This window comes from Bradyrhizobium sp. MOS002 (genome assembly GCF_003020115.1).
GTDB lineage: Bacteria > Pseudomonadota > Alphaproteobacteria > Rhizobiales > Xanthobacteraceae > Bradyrhizobium.
On sequence record NZ_PYFX01000021.1, the window covers coordinates 44,651 to 65,600 of the forward strand.

The window sequence follows — 20,950 nt, forward strand, 5'->3', positions numbered from 1 at the left end:
ATGGCCGGCCACGCCCTTATCCCAGCTGGTGATTTCCGCACCTCTTACGCGGCCGACACCACAATCTTTCCAACCTCGACCAGCCGCAACTTTGCGATCGTCGGCGTGCTACTGCTCTGCCTCGTGCCGCAACTTCTCGGGGGCTATTGGCTCAGCATCCTGATCCAGATTGGCATTTTCTCAATCGCAGCCCTCGGTTTGAACATCCTGGTCGGCTTCACCGGCCAGATCTCGATCGGCCACGCCGCCTTCTTCCTGCTCGGCGCCTTCACCTCGGCCTATATCTCCAACGAAACACACGTTCCGGTATTCTTCGCGATCCCGCTCGCGGGCGTCGTCACTGCGCTGGTTGGACTGATCTTCGGCATCCCGGCGGCGCGGCTGAAGGGGCTCTACCTCGTGATCGCCACCCTCGCCGCGCAATACATCCTGCTCGACTTTTTCTCCCGCGCGGAGTGGTTCACCGGCGGCTCGGTGCCGGCCAGCGCCAAGCCTTTCTCGATCTTCGGCTACACGCTGCGCGGCGACAGGCAGTATTTCTATGTCGTTCTCGCCTACGTGGTTGCAAGCTACATCCTCGTCACCAATCTGATGCGCACCCGCGACGGCCGCGCGCTGGTGGCGATCCGCGACCATTATCTCTCCGCGGAGATCATGGGCATCAACCTCACCAAGTACCGCACGCTGTCATTTGGCCTCGCCGCGTTCTTCGCCGGCATCGCGGGCGCGCTCTATGCGCACTACCAGCTCGTCGTGTCGCAAGAGGGTTTTGGGATCGAACGCTCGATCCTGTTCCTCGCCATGATCATCATCGGCGGCACCGGTTCGATCATGGGCACGCTGATGGGCACCGCGTTCGTGGTGCTGCTGCCCGAGACGATGGAGTTCCTTAGCGTGGCGCTGAAGGGCGGCGCAATCGACAGGGCGCTGTCGCTCAACAACAACATCACCTTCCTGCGCGAGATCGCGATCGGGGTAATTATCATCGCGTTCCTGATGTTCGAGCCCGACGGGCTCGCCCATCGCTGGCGACAGATCAAGGCATACTGGAAACTCTACCCGTTCTCCCATTGAGCGCGGGCAACTCGCAAACCAACAAATAAACAGGAGGAGGCGACCAATGAAGACAAAATCCCTTTTGAGCACCGCGTCACTTGCACTGGCGATCGCCGCGTTCTCGGCAAGCGCGCAGGCGCAGATCGCGATCGGGCATCTCGCCGATTATTCCGGCGGCACGTCCGACGTTGGCACGCCCTACGGCCAGGCTGTCGCCGACACCTTCGCCTGGATCAACAAGAACGGCGGCGTCAGCGGAAAGCAGCTCAACGTCGACACCAATGACTATGGCTATCAGGTGCCGCGCGCCATCGCGCTCTACAAAAAGTGGTCGGCGCCGGACTCGAAGGTGGCGGCGATCATGGGCTGGGGCACGGCGGACACCGAGGCGCTGACCGGCTTCCTCGCCCAAGACAAGATCCCCGACCTCTCCGGCTCCTACGCGGCCGCCCTCACTGATCCCGAAGGCGTCAGCGGCAAGGCCAAGGCCGCGCCCTACAATTTCTTCTATGGTCCAAGCTATTCGGACTCGCTGCGCGCGATGCTGATGTGGGCGGCCGAAGACTGGAAGGCCAAGGGCAAGTCCGGCAAGCCGAGATTCGTCCACATGGGCGCCAACCACCCCTATCCGAACGCGCCAAAGGCCGCCGGCGAGGCCATGGCGCAGGAGCTCGGCTTCGAGGTGCTGCCGCCGCTGGTTTTCGCGCTCGCGCCGGGTGACTACAGCGCGCAGTGCCTGAGCCTGAAATCCTCGGGCGCCAACTACGCCTATCTCGGCAACACCGCCGCCTCCAACATCTCGGTGATGAAGGCCTGCAAGACCGCCGGAGTCGACATCCAGTTCATGGGCAATGTCTGGGGCATGGACGAGAACGCCGCCAAGACCGCGGGCGATGCCGCCGATGGCGTGATCTTTCCGCTGCGCACCGCTGTGAGTTGGGGTGGTGATGCGCCCGGCATGAAGACGGTGATGGAAATCTCTAAGATGTCCGACCCGACCGGTAAGGCCTATCGGCCGGTGCACTATATCGCGGCGGTCTGCTCGGCGCTCTACATGAAGGAGGCGATCGATTGGGCCGCCAAGAACGGCGGCGCCACCGGTGAGAACGTCGCCAAGGGCTTCTACCAGAAGAAGGACTGGGTGCCGGCAGGGATGGAGGGCGTCTGCAATCCCTCGACCTGGACCGACAAAGATCACCGCGGTACGCTGAAGGTCGACCTCTACCGCACCAAGATTGCGGGCGCGACCGACGGCGACCTCAACGATCTCATGGCCAAGGGCGCGATCAAGCTCGAGAAGGTCAAGACGGTCGAGCTGCCGCGCAAGCCGGAATTGCTGGGTTGGTGAGCACAACATCGGACGTCATGGCCGGGCTTGTGCCGGCCATCCACGCCTGACCACTCGGACGAAGTACGTGGATGCCCGGGCCAAGCCCGGGCACGACGAGCACAGCAAATTGGCGGCACCTGATATGACCGACACCCTCGAAGCAGCTCGCCCCTCCCCGACCGTCGTACCGGTGCCGCCTCTCCTCGCCGTGCGCAACATCGAGGTCGTCTATGACGATGTCATCCTGGTGCTGCGCGGTCTCAGCCTCGACGTGCCCAAGGGCGCGATCGTGGCGCTGCTCGGCGCCAACGGCGCCGGCAAGTCGACGACGCTGAAGGCGATCTCCGGGCTGCTCAAGACTGAGGACGGCGAAGTCACGCGCGGCGAGATCATGTTCGAGGGCGAGCGCATCAACGGCATCGATCCCGACAAGATCGTTCGCCGCGGCATCTTCCAGGTGATGGAAGGCCGGCGCATCGTCGCCGACATGACCTCGCTGGAGAACCTCAAGCTCGGCGCCTTCACCCGCAGGGACCGCGGGGTCGGCGCCGATCTCGATATGGTCTTCAACTATTTCCCGCGCCTGAAGGAGCGCACCGGACTTGCCGGCTATCTCTCCGGCGGCGAACAGCAGATGCTCGCGATTGGCCGCGCGCTGATGGCGCGCCCGAAGATGATCCTGATGGACGAGCCCTCGATGGGACTGTCGCCGCTACTGGTGAAAGAGGTGTTCTCGATCATCCACAAGATCAACCGCGACCTCGGCGTCACCATTCTGCTGGTCGAGCAGAACGCCCGCGCCGCGCTGTCGGTGGCAAGCCACGGCTACATCATGGAGCAGGGCAAGGTCGTGCTCGACGGCACCGCGGACGAATTGCGCGACAATGAGGACGTCAAGGAATTCTACCTCGGCGGCGCCGGCGACCAGCGCAAGAGCTTCAAGAACCTCAAAAGCTTCAAGCGGCGCAAGCGCTGGCTTTAACCTTCCAATACCTGTTCCGCTTCCGTGACTGCGCAGAGAACATGATAGAACGACGACGCGGGAATGGTGTCGATCAGCGATTTGCCGTCGCGCTCGAACTGGTCGTACCAGCCGCCCCGCACGGGATGGCTGAGATAATGGCGTTCGAGCCGCGCCAGCGCGATGCGCGCCTCGTCCGCCGCGCCCGCCTCGCCAGATTCGGCCTGCGCGATCCACGCCTTCGCGATCTCGGTCTGCGGCCACAGCCGGCGCGTGCTGCGGCGCATGTTACCGGCGTCGTCACCCTCATCGATCAGGCAGCCGGTGGCCTCGTCGCGATAGCGCAGCGCGGTTTCCAGCAGCTCGGCGCGCCGCTGTCCGGTCGGGCAGCCCGTGATGCGTTCGAACCCCTTCAGCAACCAGACCCATTCGGCCTGATGGCCGGGCTCGACGCTGACCGGCGCGATCATCGACCAGTCCTCTTCGAAATATTCGCCGAGCGCGCGCGTCCGCTTGTCGTAGAGATTGGCGAGGAACAGCGCGAAGAACTCGCCGGCACGGTTCTGGAACGACAAATCGTGGGTCGCGTCGAAGCACGCGATCATCGCCTCGAACAGATGCATGTGCGGGTTCTGCCGGCGCGGCAACGAGACCGGAAGGCCTTCGTGGACGCCGCCGTGCGGCGAGCGCAGATGGCCATCGAGGAAGGCGAGCAGCGCATCGATCTCGGTGCGAATTTGTGCGTCCTGGTCGAGCGCATAGACGGCCGCGAGCGCAAACAGGATGAAGGCGTGGTCGTAGGCGTCGCGCCGGCCGTCCAGCACCGCGCCCTCCGGCGTCAGCCGGTGCACGTAGCCGGGGCGGCCGTCTGGCGTCTTTGCCTTGGCGAGCAGATGCTCGAGCCCCTTCAGTGCGATGGCGCGCCCCTCAGGGTACCAGCCCATCTGCGCAGCCTTGGCGTAGCACCAGATCTGGCGGGCCTGCACGAACACCCGGCGCGGCGCGGTCACGTCCGCCGTGCCGTCGCGGTGCAGCCGATCGATGAAACCACCCGCGCCATGGTCCCAGCCGACCGTCGACCACAGCGGCAGCGCCTCGTCGATCATGCGGCGCTTCAGGCGCGCGACGACGTCCGCCGCCTCGTCCGCCGCACTGATTCCCTCGTCCGCCATCGCGTCCTCTTCAAAACTCGCCAATGGCCGTCTGATACCCATGCCGGCGGCGGCGCGCAACGGATGCCAACCCGGAAAGATGAGCCATGACCGCCCATTACGACGCCCTCGAGACGCGCGAACAAGCCGCGCGCGAGGCCGATCTGTTCTCCCGCCTGCCAGGCGTGCTGCGCTCTGCGATGAGCGCGCCCGCCTATGCCGATCGGCTGAAAGGCGTCGATCCGGCCGCCGTGACCTCCAGGGCGGCCCTGGCGGGCCTGCCGGTGCTGCGCAAGTCGGAACTGCCGGCCCTGCACAAGGCCTCCATGCCTTTCGGAGGGTTGGTCGCGGCGGCGCCCGGCTCGTTCGCGCGCCTTTTCACCTCCCCCGGGCCGATTTTCGAGCCGGAGGGACGGCAGACTGACCCCTGGCGCGGCGCACGGGCGCTGTTCGCGGCCGGATTCCGACCTGATGACATCGTGCTCAACACCTTCAGCTACCATCTCACGCCCGGCGGCTTCATCTTCGATGCATCGGCGCGCGCGCTCGGTTGCGCCGTGATCCCCGCAGGTCCAGGGAATACGGAGCAGCAATTCGAGCTCATCGAGGCCTACCGTCCCGTCGGCTACAGCGGCACGCCCGACTTCCTGAAAATCTTGCTCGATGCTGCCGCAAGCTCGGGCCGCGACATCTCCTCGATCAAACGCGCGCTGGTCTCGGGCGCGGCCTTCCCGCCCTCGCTCCAGGCGGAGATCAAGGCGCGCGGCATCGAGGCCTACCAGGCCTTCGGCACCGCCGATCTCGGCCTCATCGCCTTCGAGACCAGTGCGCGCGACGGCATGGTCGTGAACGAGGATCTCATCATGGAGATCGTCAAGCCCGGTACCGGCGATGCCGTGACGCCCGGCGACGTCGGCGAGATCGTCGTGACCTCGCTCGACCCGCATCATCCCTGGATCCGGCTCGCGCTCGGTGACCTGACCGCGGGGCTGCCGGGCACCAGCCCGTGCGGGCGCACCAACATGCGCATCAAGGGCTGGATGGGCCGCGCCGACCAGACCACCAAGGTCAAGGGCATGTTCGTCCGTCCCGAGCAGATCGCCGAAATCGGCGCCCGCCATTCGCTGCTCGCTCGTCTTCGACTGGTGATCACCCGTAAAGGCCACTCCGATATCATGACTCTCAAAGCTGAATGCTTAAGGCCAAGCCGGGAACTGGCCGCAGACATCGAAGCCAGTCTGCGCGCAGTGACCAAGCTTGGCGGCAAAGTCGAGCTGGTAATGCCAGATACGCTTCCGAATGACGGCAAGATCATATCAGACGAACGCTAGCCGACCGAAAAGCGCCCAGAACGCCGATCGAAGCCTAATCGGCTCTCGTTCGCCTTTGTTTTGGGCTCTCTGCGCAGCGCGAATCACGTTGACAAAAATCGGTTGAGAACCCAAGAACGACCCTGCTTGACGAGCCTGTACGGCGCCTCAGAGCTCTCACCAAGTCTCTTGTGGCCCAAACGGAACAGCCCAAGAAGCGCTGATCCCAATCTGGCACCAAGCGTGAATGAGCCTTCTCGAGCTAATCGTGAGCTATACCATCTATGCAGAAGTTGAGAATCGGGCTGGAAGCCCGCCTGTTGAACGGACAGCTGACCGGGGTCGGAAACTACACGTTTCAAATCCTGCAAGCGGTCATGGCGGCTCGCGACGAGATCGACTATTGCGGCTTTGGTGTTCGATCGTGGACTGCCCTGAATGACGAAGGGTTGCGAGAGATAGAAGAACAGCGTTCCGGCCCCGCCCCTGCTCCAGTCAACAACCAGACCCTGATCCGAAAGCTGAGTGCGAAAGCTCGTTCAAAGCTGACGCGGGTAGGCTTTGCCCAAGCAGTCTACCGCGACCGCTTTTCGCGCAGCATCAAGGCTCAAGCGCTCGACCTGTTTCACGCCTTCAATTACCTTCCGGTCGCCGATCCGGGTATCGTCACCTTGCCTGTGATTTACGATCTGTCGTTCGTTAGATATCCCGACTATCACCCGATCGATCGGTTGCGCATCCTGGAAAAGCTTCCCTGGGTGCTAGAACGCGCGCCGAAGGTGCAGACCATTTCGCGATTCAGCAAGGACGAGATCGCGCGGTTTTATGGCTACGACAAAGAGCAGATTTTCATCGCGCCACCAGCAGCCGCACAGGTCTATCGTCCGCTGGGGATTCAAATTACCACGACCGAGGTCGCCAAACATAACCTCACGCCAGGTCATTATTTCCTGAGTGTAGGAACGTTGGAGCCAAGAAAGAACCTGCGCACTCTCATCACGGCCTATTCGCAGATCTCTAAATCCCTTCGCGATCGTTTCCCCTTGGTCGTGGTGGGTGGCAAAGGCTGGGGCGTACTCGATCTGCCAAACACGACCGATTCACTTGTCGACCAAGGCTGCCTTCGATTCGTCGGCTCGGTAAGCAATGACGAGCTGCGGAGCCTCTATGAGGGCGCCGTCGCGCTGCTTTATCCATCGGTTTACGAAGGTTTTGGAATGCCGGTGGTCGAATGCATGGCTTGCGGCACGCGGGTCGTGCATAGCGCCCGGACCTCCATGGACGAAATCACAGCAGGCCTGGTACCCACGGTCCAGGCGCTGGATGTCGACGCCTGGTCGGAAACGATCAAAGAACTGGTCGAATTAAAGTCGGACGTGACCTCCAGTCAACTGATTGCGCAAGCCGCCACATTCAGTTGGAACGAAAGTGCGGAAAAAGTGGTCCAAGGTTACGAAGCCATTACACGCCAGTCGCATTGAAATTCACCTTTGGGAAGCCATGGCTAAGACCTCTGCGCCAGTGCGGCCTGACTTTCATGACCATATCAGTCGATTGAGCACCTTTTTGGGCGATCGCTTGTTTAAGCGTCCCTTAAAGGACCACCACGGACGTCGCGTGCGATGACGTGGTTAAGAACTGCTTTCACAAAAGCATAGAACCCCTTCATGCCTTTGCACTGAATCTCAGAGCCTCCTCGATATGACTCCGCTCGATGACGGGCGTCGCGACATAGATCGCGCGTTTATCTCGGGGGAGAGGGTCGATGTGCGTTCTTTGCGGACTGTTGGGAATGAATTTACACGCCGCCGGAGCCACGGATGGCTCCGGGACGGCTGCAGCCTCGGGTATCGCAGCAGGCAACGCGGTCGCGGCGACGGGAAATCCGGATGTCGACGGCCTGCTCTCCGGCTACAAATGGACGGGCACGACGGTTACATACAGCTTTCCGAGCTCCGCAAGCGTTTATCCGACGGGATATGGCTGGAGTGAACCGAACGACGGATTTTCTCCGCTGTCAGTCACCGAGCAGAACCTCGTCAAGGCCATCATGGGGCAAGTCTCGGCCCTGACCAATCTCAACCTGGTCTACGCCGGCACCGGCTCAGGTGACATCCAGCTCGCGCATTCTTCAGATGCCAATCCAACGGCGTACACCTACTATCCCGACGGCAGCATAGAGGGCGGGGACATCTGGTTCGGCACCTCCTATAATTACACGGCCCCTCGGACGGGCGACTACTCTACTTTGACACACATTCATGAGATCGGGCACGCGCTTGGTCTGAAGCATAGCTTCGAAGCCGGAGGAGTCGCAAACGTCAAGGTTCCTTCTGCTCATGACTCGCTTGAATACACCGTCATGAGTTATCGCAGCTATCAGAACGGTCCAATGACGGGATATACCAATGAACAGTATGGATATCCCACAGGCTTCATGATGGACGATATCCTGGCGCTGCAAACGATGTACGGCGCGGATTTTAGTACAAACAATGGGAATACCGTCTACACTTGGAGCCCGACAACGGGCCAGGAATTTATCAACGGTGTGGGCCAGGCGTTGCCTGGAGCGAACCGTGTCTTCATGACGGTATGGGATGGCGGCGGCCACGACACTTATGACCTGTCAAACTATACCACCAATCTCAGCATCAATCTTAATCCGGGCGCCTATTCGGTCCTTTCGACGGGTCAACTCGCCTATCTCGGTGGTGGCAATTACGCACACGGCAACGTCTATAACGCGTATCTCTACAACAATGATGTCCGATCCTACATCGACGACGCCATTGGCGGGAGCGGAAATGACACGATCGTTGGCAACGCCGCGGATAACATCCTCAAAGGCGGCGGGGGTAATGATAGGCTGCAGGGCGGCGGCGGACATGATGTGCTAGTAGGTGGCACGGGCAACGACACCTTCGTCTTCGCCCCGCACGACGGCACCGATACCATCAGCGACTTTACCGCGATCACGGGTACGGCCAATAGTGATACGATACTCCTCAGCGGCATTTCGGGCGTTAACACCTTCTCGGATGTTCTGCTGCATCTCACCCAAGTCGGAGCAGACACTGTGCTCAACTTCGGGACGGGTGACACGCTGACGCTAAGCAATGTCTCCGTGTCCAGCCTCACCGCGTCTGACTTCCAATTCAAGGCGGCGGCTCCGCCCAGCCAGATCACCAACATCGTTTTGCATGATGGGATTGCCACGGCGATTGTCAGCGACAATTATGCGAACGCAACAATTCAGGTCGTCGGATCGACGATAACAATCTCGACCACCAGCGGCTTCAGCGGCTTTACCGATGCACAGCGGGTGCAGTTTTCGGACACCGTAATCGCGTTCGATGTCAATGGAACAGCAGGGTTCGCCTATCGGCTTTATCAGGCAGCATTCGATCGTACGCCGGATTTGGCGGGGCTAAGCGTCAACACTCACCTCTTGGACGGCGGCTTGACCTCGGCCGAAATGAGCGCTGCGTTTGTTGCTAGCCCTGAGTTCACGAATACGTACGGCTCCAGCATTTCGAACTCCCAATTTTTGAGCAACCTGTACGCCAACATCCTCAACCGAGCGCCCGATCCAACCGGGCTCTCGAACTGGCAACATATCCTCGACTCCAATCAAGCAGACCGCGCGCACGTCCTGATCGGGTTCTCTGAAAGTCCGGAAAACCATTCACTTGTCGATCCCAAGATTGTCACTGGCATACTGTTAGACCCACACTATCTGACGTAGAACATAGGCAGAATCTGCTTACGTTGTGCGAGTTCCGGAACACAGCGGCCTTTATGACATGATAGTCCTAGGTCCGTTCTGTCGACGACGTTCACGTCCGCCGCACGGAGAATTTCACGGACTGGCCGCTCCCATCGCGTTCTCGGGTCGATCGAGCACTTCCCATGAATGCGCCATGCATCGGATGAACTGGAGCAGCACGCTAAACAGCGAAAGCGTTGAATTATTTGCAGAATAAAGCCACCAGCTGGCCACGGGCTCTTGATTGCCGCTCCGCGAAGAGGTTATCACCCTGGAGGCTGCCTCGAGCATTCGAAACACTGCAAGTTATGCGCCGGCCCCTACCACCTTCCCCTGGCGTCGAGACCTTGCGGTGATTGGGGTCTTTGTCAGGGTGATCGTCTTGAAGCGGCCTCGGCATAGGAATCGCAAAACGGTATAAAATATGAAGGTTGTTATACTCGCTGGAGGGCTCGGCACCAGGCTCAGTGAAGAGACGAGTGTGCGCCCTAAGCCAATGGTTGAGATTGGCGGCCGACCCATTCTTTGGCACATCATGAAAATCTATAGTCATTACGGTTTCCATGAATTCGTGATCTGCCTTGGCTACAAGGGTTACATGGTCAAGGAGTATTTCGCGAACTACTTTCTGCACATGTCCGACGTGACTTTCCATCTTGCTGAGAACCGGATGGAAGTGCATCGCGAAACTGCCGAGCCTTGGCGGGTGACGCTGGTCGATACAGGCGAGGAAACTCAGACCGGCGGCCGACTGAAGCGAGTACTACCGTACATAGCAGACGAGCCCTTCTTCGCACTCACCTATGGTGATGGCGTAGCGGATATCGATCTTGCCGCGGAGATCGCGTTTCATAAAGCGCATGGGCGTCTTGCGACCGTCTCGGTGGTGCGACCGGCCAGGCGTTTCGGCGCGGTCTCGATCGAGGGCAACCGCGTGATCAGCTTCGAGGAGAAGCCGCACGACGACGGCGGTTGGATCAATGGCGGATTCTTTCTCCTATCGCCCTCGGTTGTCGGGTTGATTGCGGGCGACAAAACCGTCTGGGAGCACGAGCCGATGGAGCGGCTTTCGCGCGATGACGACCTGCGGGCCTACGTGCATCCAGGCTTCTGGCATCCCATGGATTCGCTACGTGATCGCAATTTCCTCGAAGGCGAGTGGACCAACAACCGCGCCAAGTGGAGGATCTGGTGACCGATCCTACATTTTGGCGGGGCAAAAAGGTCTTTCTGACCGGTCACACCGGCTTCAAAGGCGCATGGACGTCCCTGCTGTTGCGTCGGTTGGGAGCAAGCGTCTTCGGCTATGCCTTGCCTCCGACACATCAATCCGCCCTATTCGTAATTGCCCGTATCGCCGACGATATCAAGCACTGCAGGGGCGATATCCGCGATCTTGCGGCTCTGCGCACCACGATGGCGGAGGCTGAACCTGATGTCGTTATCCACTTGGCGGCTCAAGCCCTGGTGCGCCCGTCCTACGAGGAGCCGGTCGAGACTTTTGCGACAAATGTGATGGGGACGGTGCATGTGCTGGAAGCTGCACGACATCTGCGCGCGGTAAAGGCAATTCTCATCGTTACCAGCGACAAGTGTTACGAGAATAATGGAGCCGGCACCGCTTTCCGGGAAGAGGACCGCATTGGTGGCAACGATCCTTACAGCAATAGCAAGGCATGCGCCGAACTCGTGACGCATTCCTACCACCAGAGCTTCTTTCATACAAAGGGCGCAGCGCGCGTCGCAACGGCTCGCGCAGGCAATGTCTTCGGCGGCGGCGACTGGGCACGCGACCGCCTGATCCCCGATGCGATGCAGGCCTTTCTCGCGGGCGAGGCGTTGCTCATTCGCAACCCCAACGCTGTGCGACCTTGGCAGCATACGCTGGATCCCGTGCTCGGCTATTTAACTTTGGTGGAGCGGCTAGTTGACGACGAACGATTTGTCGGCGGCTGGAACTTCGGTCCCAATGCCGAAAGCGAAGTGCCAGTTAAGACGGTCGTTGACCACTTGGTCCAGCTATGGGGCGATGGCGCATGCTGGAGGGCCGCTGCCGGGCCTCACCCGCACGAGGCGGCGCATCTGAGACTGAATTGCGACAAGGCACGCCATCAACTCAGCTGGAGGCCGCGCCTCGACCTCGCACAGGGCCTCCGGCTCACCATCGACTGGTACAAAGGTCTTCGCGATGGTCGAGACATGCGTAAATTCTCGCTTGATCAGCTCGATCAGGTCGTCGCTACGCGCTCGATTAATTAAAGCGGAAGTTCTAGGATCTCAACAATACGGGCCTGGGGCAAAAGCGCATGTCTTAGATACGCGCCCGAGCGGACGGCTAGGTAGGACTTGAGCAGCACGATGAGCGCCAGGATGGCGCGCTCGATATCGGGCGCAAGGCCGGTTCGACCGAAGGCCGAAGTATGCAGGAACGGCCTGTTCTCCATGAAGGTCAGCCAATAGAGATAGTCGTAACCGGCGATACCCCTAAACGCATCCTCCCAATCGATAATGCGCGGCTTTCCTCCATGAACCATGATGTTCTTCGGTCCGAAGTCGCCGTGACAGAGCGCTTCGGGCAGCTTAGGCAGCCAATCCCACAGCAGTGCGATGAGCCGACGAACCTCGGTTGCGCTCACTTGATCCAGCAAGCCACGGTCACTAAGGGTCTTCAGACCGCACGAGGCGCGTGCCAAGTAGCGATCGAACGTAGCAAGCCTGTCCAGCTGCCAACCCCCAAGCCGATCGCGGCAGTTGCGCATCATCGCGGCAGCATCCGCAGGCACAATCGTTGTGCTCAGCGGTGATAGAGCGCACATAACAAGAAAGAGCCGGGTCGTCCCATCCGCGAAGGAAGCCTCGAAGCGGTCGAGCAGGATCGTTTCGCCGTAGAGCCGCTGAAGAATATCACCTTCCTTCGCGAGACTGACACGCGCGTTCATGTTTGGAAGATGTGTTTTCAGGAATCGCTTCTCGCTTGCGATCTCCGCGTCGAAGCAAATCCCGAGAGTGCCACCGATCGCCGGCTCCAGGTTGATATCCCGGCCAAACGACAATTGCAGATGCTCGCGCAACTCGGGCACAATGCGGCCGCGATCGGCAACAATGTCCGGGCGGTCGTCGCTTTCGAAAAAAACGATTTTACTGAGCACGATAAAGCTGACTCAGGTAGTCGATTCCGTCGTAACCGAAGTGGCGGGCCAACGCCGCGGTGCCCTGTGCGATCTGATTGCGCTCCGCATCCGAGAGCTCCAGGATCGCCGCTCGGTTGTAATCCTTGGTGCTTTTGAGCACCGTCCCCCAAGGCGCGATGGACTCCATGATCTCAACATTGTTCCAGCTCGGATATAGCATCGTGTCGGCGAAGGGCACGCCAATGAAATCGGCCGCCTCGATCATAAACTTGCGCTTGTCCTCGACAAGGTCCTCGTATCGAAAAATGCGTACGTTCTTTGGGAACATCTTCGCGAACATCTCGACCGTCGAGTGATAAATGTTCCAGGTGATCAGGTATTTGGATAGCGCTTGGGGGAAGGGACGACGCTTGGTATCTCGGTAGGCCGAGAACGGATTTCGTACGATGTGCAGGATGCGGATATCCGGGAAATCACGCACCATGCGGTCGGCGTCTATACCTATTGCGGGTGAGTAGCCGACATGAACCATGCCGGAACGCGGCTTGGTGTAGTAATTTTCCCAAGCCGCAAAGGTAGAGCGAAAGAAGGCTTCGATCACCTGGCGGCGAAAGATCGGCGGCTCGCCGACGAGACGGGCGAACTCAGCAAGGCGCTTCTTCTCGTCCATCACACAGTCCGCATCCCTGAACTTAGAGCCGTTGCGCTTGCGTAGGAACGTCTTCAACTCCTCGTCGATCATCTGCTCATAGAGTTCAATCGCCGTCAGCCCTTCCGGGAACTCGGGATAGCGGTATTGAACCCGCTCGATCGAAGCAAGGAAATCGTTGAAGTTGCGGTTTCCAAGTTGCGATTCGAAAGGATAAACGAGCAGGTCTGGATGGCCATCAAGGTGACGATGTGTGACGTTTCCACCATGCTCAAAACCTGCGGAAACCATAGCCAGTCTGAAGTCGCTCATGCGTTCTACCCCTGTGTGGCGGAAGGTCGATCCGGCCCCGTTTAGCCGCATGGGCGGGATAATCAAGGGTCGGATTCGGCCCTGCGGGCCCGGAAAACGGGCTGACGTGGGAAAGCGCGCGCTGCTTTCAAAGCGAGACATTGACGGAAGCGCATAGCTGATTTACCCGGTCCCTATGCGCATCTTTGTGACCGGGGCGAGCGGTTTTCTAGGCTCCTATCTTGCGGCGGACCTGGTGGCTCAAGGGCACGAGGTGACCGTACTGCTGCGGCCCGGGAACTACCATTGGCGACTTCACGAAATCTCTGATCGGCTGCACAAAATCACGGGCACATTGGACGACGTGAACAGTTGGCGTCGCACCCTGCAGACTTGCGCGCCTGAGGCGATTGTTCACATGGCATGGCGGGGCGTCGCGGGTGCCGATCGCAACAGCCCTCTTCAGGCTGTAAACGTGTCCGACACGGTTTGCCTTGCCCAACTCGCTGCCGAAGTCGGCGCCACGACATTCGTTGGCGCTGGATCGCAGGCCGAGTACGGACCCTATGATCGCGCGATTCACGAGGACGATGTTGCGCAGCCGACGACATTGTATGGCATGGCCAAACTAGCCGCTGGATCAATGGCAATGCGTCTGTGCCGGGAGAGAAAGCTACGGGCCGCATGGCTCAGGATCTTCTCAACCTATGGTCCCAAAGATGCGGACCACTGGCTGATCCCGAGCATGATCAGGAACCTAAGGTGCAGACAACACATTGCCTTGACAGCCTGCGAGCAGCGCTGGGGATTCTTGCACGCGCGGGACGCCGCGGCGGCCTTCCGCTTGGCAATCACATCTGCAGAGGCAAGCGGTGTCTTTAATGTCGGCAGTCCTGACGCGCCGCCTCTGCGCGAGACGGTAATGCGGCTCCGCGATATCGTCGACCCTGGCGCAGCGCTGGGATTCGGTGAATTGGCGTATCGGCCCGATCAGGTCATGGTCCTGGCCGCGAATGTGTCGCGCGTGCTCGCATTGGGTTGGAAGCCCGAAGTTCAGTTGGATGAAGGATTACAGGAAACGGTGAACTGGCATGTCGCTGCTCAATCGTCCGTCTGACAACCGTCCTGGGCCAAAGGACTTTGCGCGGCGCATCCGTGCGCACACGTTGCGCATGGTGCATGCAGCCAAGGCGTCACATATTGGCGGCTGTCTCTCGATGGCCGACATCCTAGCCGTGCTCTACACCCGGATCCTGCGGGTCGATCCTGACGATCCTCAGCTCGCCGGCCGCGATCGTTTCGTACTCAGCAAGGGCCATGCCACGGCGGTCTTGTACGCCGCACTCGGCGAATGCGGTTTTTTCCCGCTGTCTGAGCTTGACACATATTGCCGCGACGGGTCGATTTTCACCGGACACGTTAGTCACGCGGTGCCGGGGGTCGAGGTCTCGACCGGTTCTCTCGGGCATGGCCTCCCCATGGCGATCGGAATGGCCCTCGTCGCGCGCGCGGCAGGCAACGGCAGCCGTGCCTTCTGCCTGCTGAGCGACGGTGAATGCGACGAGGGCTCCAATTGGGAAGGCATCCTCTTTGCGCCCCACCACAAGCTAGACAATCTCTGCGTCATTGTCGACTTCAATAAAATCCAAAGCTTTGGCACAGTTGCCGAGGTTCTCAATCTTGACCCGTTCGCAGAGAAATGGCGGTCGTTCGGTTGGCATGTCGTGGAGATAGACGGCCACGACGTCGCTGCGTTGGAGCGGGTGCTGAGCGCTATGCCGGCACCATCGGCCCGGCCAACCGTCGTGATCGCACACACCATAAAAGGCAAGGGCGTGAGCTTCATGGAAAACAAGCTCGAGTGGCACTACCGGTCGCCCTCAGATGAACTCCTTGCGCAGGCCCTGGCCGAGCTCGCCTCATGAGGACGACGTTCATCGAGACTCTATCTCAGGCAGCAAGCGAGAATCCCGACATCTGGCTGCTTTGCGGCGATCTCGGCTACACCGTGCTGGAGCCTTTCGCAGCGAAATTTCCCGATCGCTATTTGAATGTCGGTGTTGCCGAGCAGAACATGGCCGGCATCGCAGCGGGCATTGCCCTGTCGGGCAAGACGGTCTTCATCTACTCGATCGGCAATTTTCCAACCCTGCGCTGTCTTGAGCAGCTGCGCAACGACGTCTGTTACCATGGTGCCGACGTGAAGATCGTGGCGGTGGGCGCCGGATATGCGTATGGCAGCCAGGGCTACACCCACCATGCGCTGGAGGACGTGGGCATCATGTCGATGCTGCCGGGCATCGAGGTGTTCGTGCCCTGCGACCCAAATGAGGTCCGCGCGGCAACCCGCCTGGTAGCGACAAGCCGGAAGCCGGCGTATTTGCGGCTAAGCCGGGCCGGCGAGCCGAATCTCGGCTCGGCCGAGGTGACCGACCTGCGCAAGCCGCGGGTTCTGCGCCAAGGACAGGAGATCGTCATCCTGGCCTCCGGCCCGATCGCCTCGCGCGCTCTTCAGGCCGCCGACGAGCTGGCCAAGCGCGGCAGGGACGTTGGTGTCGTCAGCGTCTCCTGCTTGAAGCCATTCGATGAAACACTGATTCGCAAGCTAGCGCGCGACGCTGCGCTTTTAGTGACGATTGAAGAGCACATCCTGCGTGGCGGCCTATTCAGTCTGGTGGCGGCCGCAATTGCCGGCGTTGCTAAACAAGCGCACGTCGCAGGCATTGGCGTTCCCGAGCAGGCGGGAAAGACGTCGAATGCGGGATCGCGCGATGCTTTGCTCGACGCTGCCGGCCTGTCGGTGCCGGCGATTGTCGCAACAATCGAGCAGTTCCTGAGCAACCTCTGAAGGAGATCGTGCTTTATGCGGGCGGCGGGCCGAAATTGACACGCTCACGCTCGAACACCACAGGCTTATCGCGGACTTGACCATAGATTGCGAGCACGTATTCACCGATCATCCCCATGAAGAACAATTGCACGCCACCGAAAAAGAACATGGCGACAATCAAGGTGATGATCCCAGGCTCGGCTAGCTGCCGATACATGACAAGGCCAACTACGAAATTAATGATAGCATAGCCGATGCTCAGGGCCGAGATCAGAAAGCCCGCGAGCAAGCCGAACCGCACGGGTGCGGTGGTGAACGACACAAGCCCGTTGAGCCCTTGGTCGATCAGCGCGCCGGCGCGGTTCTTAGAAAAACCCTTTCTGCGTTGGCGCCAGGTGTAGGGGACACCAATCGCACGACCGCCGCATTCAAACGTCATCATCCGCATGAACGGATAGGTGTCCCGGACGTGCCGCATCGCCTCCACGACGCGTCGGTCAACCAGCTGAAAATCGCCGACCCCGGGCGGAACGCTGACCTCGGAAAACCGCGTGAGCAGGGTGTAATAAGCGTTTCGGATACCACGCATCAGCCGGCTCTCCTCACGCACAGCGCGAATGCCATAAACTATCTCGTATCCGGCTTCCCATAGTTCGACGAATTCGGGAAGCAGCTCGGGCGGATCCTGAAGGTCCGCTGGCATAAACAGAAGAACGGCATCTCCTGCAGAGGCCATAACCCCGTTGAACGTATTGCGGAGCGGACCGAAATTGCGGGCGTTAATGATGATCTTCACCGCAGGATCTTGCGCGGCTATGTCGCGCAGGATCTTCAAAGTATTATCATCGGAGGCATTGTCGCAGAAAATATGCTCGCGCCGATAACCGATGAGTAGTCCATCAAAGATGCTCTTTATCGATTCGTAGCAATCTTTGACGTTCAGCTCTTCGTTGTAGCAGGGTGTGATAACGCTGATTGTCTTCACGTTTTCCTCATGGGAGGACAAGCTGGAGTGACGACCGAACCTTCGTTAACATCTAAGTGGCGGCCAATCCAGTTCGATGGCGAGTAGTGGGCGTTTGGGTCCGCGCATCATCAGCAATTTAGCGCGGGATGCCGCAACGTCGCTCCCGGGTAGTATTCGCTTTCCCCTATGCGGTTGTATCCAAGACGGCCCGCTGAATATGAAGGGCCCGAGAGGAACGAACTTCCTCGCCTGTTCGTTGTCAAGGCGTCGATTATACCCTCCCACTAGGAAGGCAGTTCTGCGAACAGCGCCTTCTTCGAGAACGTTCATTGAAAGGCTCGTTCTATTGACCTTGCGAAAAGTCTCTCGGTCCACACTGTTCGTGCCTGTTGCTAATCCCTGGCGCCGTGGGTGGTGCGATAAACTTGACCTGCTGGACCATTCGAAATGCTTCACCTGCAGAGAGACAGCAAAGCTCTGAACCGGTCCTGGTATTCCACGCAAGCTCCATTCGCGGCGAGTGTCTCCACGAGATCAGCCGCGCGTTCCACGGAGTACCCGATTTTTTCGACGAGGATGCCGTCAAATCCCTGCTTTTTTAGTTGTATTGGCAGCTCCGTCTCTTTTGTGGCCATGGCTCTGAAGGGGGATATCTCCGACGCGCTCAAACCATAACTCCAGCGTGTAGCGCTGTCATTTCGGTCAAAAATATATGGCAGGGCGTGCTCGTATCCGAACAGCTTTCCTACAGGAGCGCTTTCCGGCCACGGCATCACCGGCAACTGAAATATCATCCTGAAGGCATGCGCATCTTTCGCCGCTAGCACACTTAAGATGCTCTGCCGATATGCTTGGCTTTCCTTGGAGTCGAGAAACGCAGCCTGACGACTCGAGATCGAGCCGACCGCCGGGTATACTCCCGCGATAAGGCAGAAAACGACGATCGCTGTTACACCTTTTCTCGCATTGCAGGCAGTGAATAGCGCCGATCCGAAGCAAGCGATAACAATTGCAAAAAAGGTGAGAAAGGGAATGATTCGCTCCTGTGCGCGAATAGCGCCAATAAAAAGATACCCGAATACGTAACCAAGTCCGCCGCGGATCGAAAAGAGGAGCGCGAATGTAATGAAAGCGAGACACAGGGCGACCACACTCTCCTCCCTGCTTCGAGTATTCAGGAAACCAAACAAAAGCGCGGGCGAGATCAGAATAATAGAGGTCAGGAATGCTCCTGGCCATTCAAAATTATACCCTTCCCCGGGCAGCCCCCCCAATCCGTGCTGTCCGAAGATGAGACTCTTGTATTCGGCAAACTTTCCGACAAACAACCCGAGATCCGCGTAGACGTGTAGAGCCGAACTAATCAGTAGCCCATGATAGAATTGTTCCCAACTATGACGGTGCGGAGGCGAGACCAACCCCTCCCCACCCAATAGCCATCTCCAAGAATGATAGCCGTAAGCGCTCAATAGCAATAGCAACAGCAACAATACTGCAAGACTAATGCAGAGCAATAAAGGCTTGATAGCTCTTTCTCGGATCGCACGAGACACCAAAATCAAGCCGATGAACATCATGGAAAAGAAAGCGTAATAAAGACCAGAAGTACCGATCACTAGCACAGCCGCAAGAGCGAATGATGAATTGATTTTTCGAACCGGATCTCCTTTTGCAAGAACGATCGCTAGCGCTCCCCCGAGCGGAACACTGTAGTATAAAGCCAGTAGATCGTGCAGGAAGGCGCGTGCAACGAAGTAAGGAGTCAAGACGAACGCGAGCGACGCCACACTGGCCATCCACGGCGCGACGTCCAAAATTCGTAGCGACCAAAAACAGGCAACGAATGTAGCCGCCACGCCAACCAGGTAGAAAAGATTGACGACAAGAAAAACGTTCGAGGTGAGTCGGGTCAAGAGCCAGATCGTGAGCTTGTAGGAGCCGTCAAAGAACGGCATATAGTAGCCGTTTTTTTGGAGCGGAGCTCCTAGGTGCTCATTGAAGACCGTCACACCTCGCATCGCGTCCTTGATCATCTGAAGCAGGAAGATGTGATCACTGGACAAGTCAACGGGTTGCGTCAATTGCAGCCGAGCGAAACCCAACAAAACCAATACTGCAGTGAGCCCCAAGAGGGAAGCGAGCAGGTCCGCGACGGAACCCCGCCGGACTGATCTATATTGTGTTGCAGCCCACACGCTCAAACCCACTTGGTCGTCCGTCCTAACTGATGGAGCGTAGCGCCGGAGCAAATGAGCGGCCGGCCTACTGGCGCGCTGCAAAGCGCCAGAGGCGGCAGCCCATGAAGCTTGTTCTGCTCATTCCTGCTCAAGTCGAACTCTCCAGCGACACCTCAAGTCAGAAGCCCCCATGCGACCGGTCGAATATCGACCTCCAACGAGCGTCGAGGTCTTCTCCATATTCATCGTTAACCCTGAAAGGATAAACCCGATCGCGGACATCGGACCAAGCTGCTTACGGCTCGCTAAGCAAAAGACGCGGATTGCGCCAGCCTTGAACTCCGTCGACGCTGACCTGAGGTATGCCACCCGCAAGCGACAGGATCGCCGGACGCTCTATTTCCAGCATCCACCCCGCTTCGCGAAGCACCGAAAAGATTCTTCCCTCTATTTCTCGCGAGTGCGTACCCACCACGATATAAGCAACTTTCGAGTTGAGCAGTGCCAAACTGTCATTTATGAGCTCGGCCTCGCCTCCTTGGATGTCGATGTGCAGCAAGTCTATGCGAGCGGACCCTTCCGAGATCTTTTCCAGCGAGATCATCGGCAAGACCTCATATTTTTTGTCCAACTTGGACCGTAAAACGTCGAACAAGGACGCATCGAAAATCGGCTGCAAGCCCCAGTTCTTGCCTGCCTCTGTCTGAATTGGAAACAAGGCCTTTCCGTTGCGAGCCGACGCAATGCCATGGTACAGGACAACTTCGGAAGTCGTGAAGCCATTGACTTCACAGGCCTCGCGCGCAAATTGAAGATGCCCGAGGTCGCCCTCTATGCCAATAAGGCGAACTTTACGGGCGCTGCGGCGGGCGGCCACGCCTGTATTGTTGAGCCAACACCCCCATCCACATCCCAACTCCACAACCGTGAACAATTCCCCCGAGAGATCAACAGCTCGCAACGCCGCCGCCCACTCGGAGATGTCCGCGTGCCAGTTCGCAGGAATTGGGATCGGCTCAACTTGCCCTGCCTTTCCGTTGAGAATGTCAGGAAAGAATTTCGGATCTATCAAAACCCCTAGGAAATTAGTCAAAAAGCGATCGTTGGCGTGCAATTCGGCTAACGCGTGCGCTCTCATAATCTCTTGAGCATCGATGCAAGAGTTATAGTGGAAAAACGGGCTCTGCTCTGGCATGACTCTAGTTCCAGCAAATCATCAATCCTATCGCACCTCGCGGCGTAATAAGTCAATCGGAAGGCGGTCGCGGTCGGAACAAGGGACGGAGCCCGCTCCTGGGCTGGGCGGCCCACCAAACCCCGCACATGGT

Annotated in this window: 17 protein-coding genes; 11 read left to right on the top strand and 6 right to left on the bottom strand. The window is 59.0% G+C overall.

Annotation, left to right across the window (positions count from 1 at the left end; translation table 11 throughout):
- From C7G41_RS32405 to C7G41_RS32415, 3 genes are all read left to right on the top strand, one after another.
- The gene (locus C7G41_RS32405; RefSeq protein WP_106946340.1) at positions 1-1,074 is read left to right on the top strand and encodes a branched-chain amino acid ABC transporter permease; all 1,074 of its coding nucleotides are present in this window, start codon (positions 1-3) and stop codon (positions 1,072-1,074) included.
- A 46-nt stretch (positions 1,075-1,120) separates the two neighbouring features.
- Complete coding sequence (locus C7G41_RS32410) at positions 1,121-2,404, top strand: ABC transporter substrate-binding protein (RefSeq protein ID WP_106946341.1); 1,284 nt, start codon at positions 1,121-1,123, stop codon at positions 2,402-2,404.
- A gap of 124 nt (positions 2,405-2,528) precedes the next feature.
- Complete coding sequence (locus C7G41_RS32415) at positions 2,529-3,368, top strand: ABC transporter ATP-binding protein (RefSeq protein WP_199198728.1); 840 nt, start codon at positions 2,529-2,531, stop codon at positions 3,366-3,368.
- On the opposite strand, the gene C7G41_RS32420 is transcribed toward C7G41_RS32415, so the two are convergent.
- A complete protein-coding gene (locus tag C7G41_RS32420) occupies positions 3,365-4,519 on the bottom strand; it encodes an AGE family epimerase/isomerase (protein WP_199198729.1) in 1,155 nt (384 codons plus the stop codon). The two genes, C7G41_RS32415 and C7G41_RS32420, sit on opposite strands and share 4 nt — an antisense overlap.
- A gap of 86 nt (positions 4,520-4,605) precedes the next feature.
- Here C7G41_RS32420 and C7G41_RS32425 point away from each other — a divergent pair, with 86 nt between their 5' ends.
- The 5 genes from C7G41_RS32425 to rfbG all read left to right on the top strand — a co-directional run bounded on the left by C7G41_RS32425 (position 4,606) and on the right by rfbG (position 11,836).
- Complete coding sequence (locus tag C7G41_RS32425; RefSeq protein ID WP_106946343.1) at positions 4,606-5,829, top strand: phenylacetate--CoA ligase family protein; 1,224 nt, start codon at positions 4,606-4,608, stop codon at positions 5,827-5,829.
- 263 nt (positions 5,830-6,092) lie between these two features.
- Positions 6,093-7,289: a glycosyltransferase family 1 protein gene (locus C7G41_RS32430; RefSeq protein WP_106946344.1), complete on the top strand. Its 1,197-nt coding sequence runs from the start codon at positions 6,093-6,095 to the stop codon at positions 7,287-7,289.
- 311 nt (positions 7,290-7,600) lie between these two features.
- Positions 7,601-9,556, top strand: a complete 1,956-nt coding sequence (locus C7G41_RS38885) for a DUF4214 domain-containing protein (protein WP_306768074.1) — start codon at positions 7,601-7,603, stop codon at positions 9,554-9,556.
- Between the two features lie 445 nt (positions 9,557-10,001).
- The gene (gene rfbF, locus C7G41_RS32440) at positions 10,002-10,772 is read left to right on the top strand and encodes a glucose-1-phosphate cytidylyltransferase (RefSeq protein WP_106946346.1); all 771 of its coding nucleotides are present in this window, start codon (positions 10,002-10,004) and stop codon (positions 10,770-10,772) included.
- Positions 10,769-11,836: a CDP-glucose 4,6-dehydratase gene (gene rfbG / locus C7G41_RS32445; RefSeq protein WP_106946378.1), complete on the top strand. Its 1,068-nt coding sequence runs from the start codon at positions 10,769-10,771 to the stop codon at positions 11,834-11,836. The genes rfbF and rfbG overlap by 4 nt, the downstream gene beginning before the upstream one ends.
- Here the strand turns inward: rfbG and C7G41_RS32450 are convergent.
- Positions 11,833-12,726, bottom strand: coding sequence for an aminoglycoside phosphotransferase family protein (locus C7G41_RS32450; RefSeq protein ID WP_106946347.1), 894 nt, complete (start codon positions 12,724-12,726; stop codon positions 11,833-11,835). The genes rfbG and C7G41_RS32450 overlap by 4 nt on opposite strands.
- Positions 12,716-13,669, bottom strand: coding sequence for a sulfotransferase (locus C7G41_RS32455; protein WP_106946348.1), 954 nt, complete (start codon positions 13,667-13,669; stop codon positions 12,716-12,718). Before C7G41_RS32455 ends, C7G41_RS32450 begins: the two co-directional genes overlap by 11 nt.
- Positions 13,670-13,844: 175 nt before the next feature.
- Between C7G41_RS32455 and C7G41_RS32460 the strand changes: the two genes are divergently transcribed.
- From C7G41_RS32460 to C7G41_RS32470, 3 genes are read left to right on the top strand one after another with little or no spacing between them, the layout of a single operon-like run.
- On the top strand, positions 13,845-14,765 hold the full coding sequence (locus C7G41_RS32460) for an NAD(P)-dependent oxidoreductase (protein WP_106946349.1): 921 nt from the start codon (positions 13,845-13,847) through the stop codon (positions 14,763-14,765).
- Positions 14,740-15,573 carry a transketolase gene (locus tag C7G41_RS32465; RefSeq protein ID WP_106946350.1) on the top strand — a complete coding sequence of 278 codons (834 nt, stop codon included), beginning with the start codon at positions 14,740-14,742 and terminating at the stop codon, positions 15,571-15,573. Before C7G41_RS32460 ends, C7G41_RS32465 begins: the two co-directional genes overlap by 26 nt.
- The gene (locus C7G41_RS32470) at positions 15,570-16,496 is read left to right on the top strand and encodes a transketolase family protein (RefSeq protein ID WP_106946351.1); all 927 of its coding nucleotides are present in this window, start codon (positions 15,570-15,572) and stop codon (positions 16,494-16,496) included. Before C7G41_RS32465 ends, C7G41_RS32470 begins: the two co-directional genes overlap by 4 nt.
- 13 nt (positions 16,497-16,509) lie before the next feature.
- Here C7G41_RS32470 and C7G41_RS32475 read toward each other — a convergent pair whose 3' ends face one another.
- From C7G41_RS32475 to C7G41_RS32485, 3 genes are all read right to left on the bottom strand, one after another.
- Complete coding sequence (locus tag C7G41_RS32475; protein ID WP_106946352.1) at positions 16,510-17,463, bottom strand: glycosyltransferase family 2 protein; 954 nt, start codon at positions 17,461-17,463, stop codon at positions 16,510-16,512.
- Between the two features lie 434 nt (positions 17,464-17,897).
- Positions 17,898-19,652 (bottom strand): hypothetical protein, encoded by a 1,755-nt coding sequence (locus C7G41_RS32480; RefSeq protein ID WP_146159840.1) that lies wholly within the window; start codon positions 19,650-19,652, stop codon positions 17,898-17,900.
- Positions 19,653-19,917: 265 nt separating this feature from the next.
- Complete coding sequence (locus C7G41_RS32485) at positions 19,918-20,817, bottom strand: FkbM family methyltransferase (protein ID WP_106946354.1); 900 nt, start codon at positions 20,815-20,817, stop codon at positions 19,918-19,920.
- Positions 20,818-20,950: the final 133 nt, after the last annotated feature.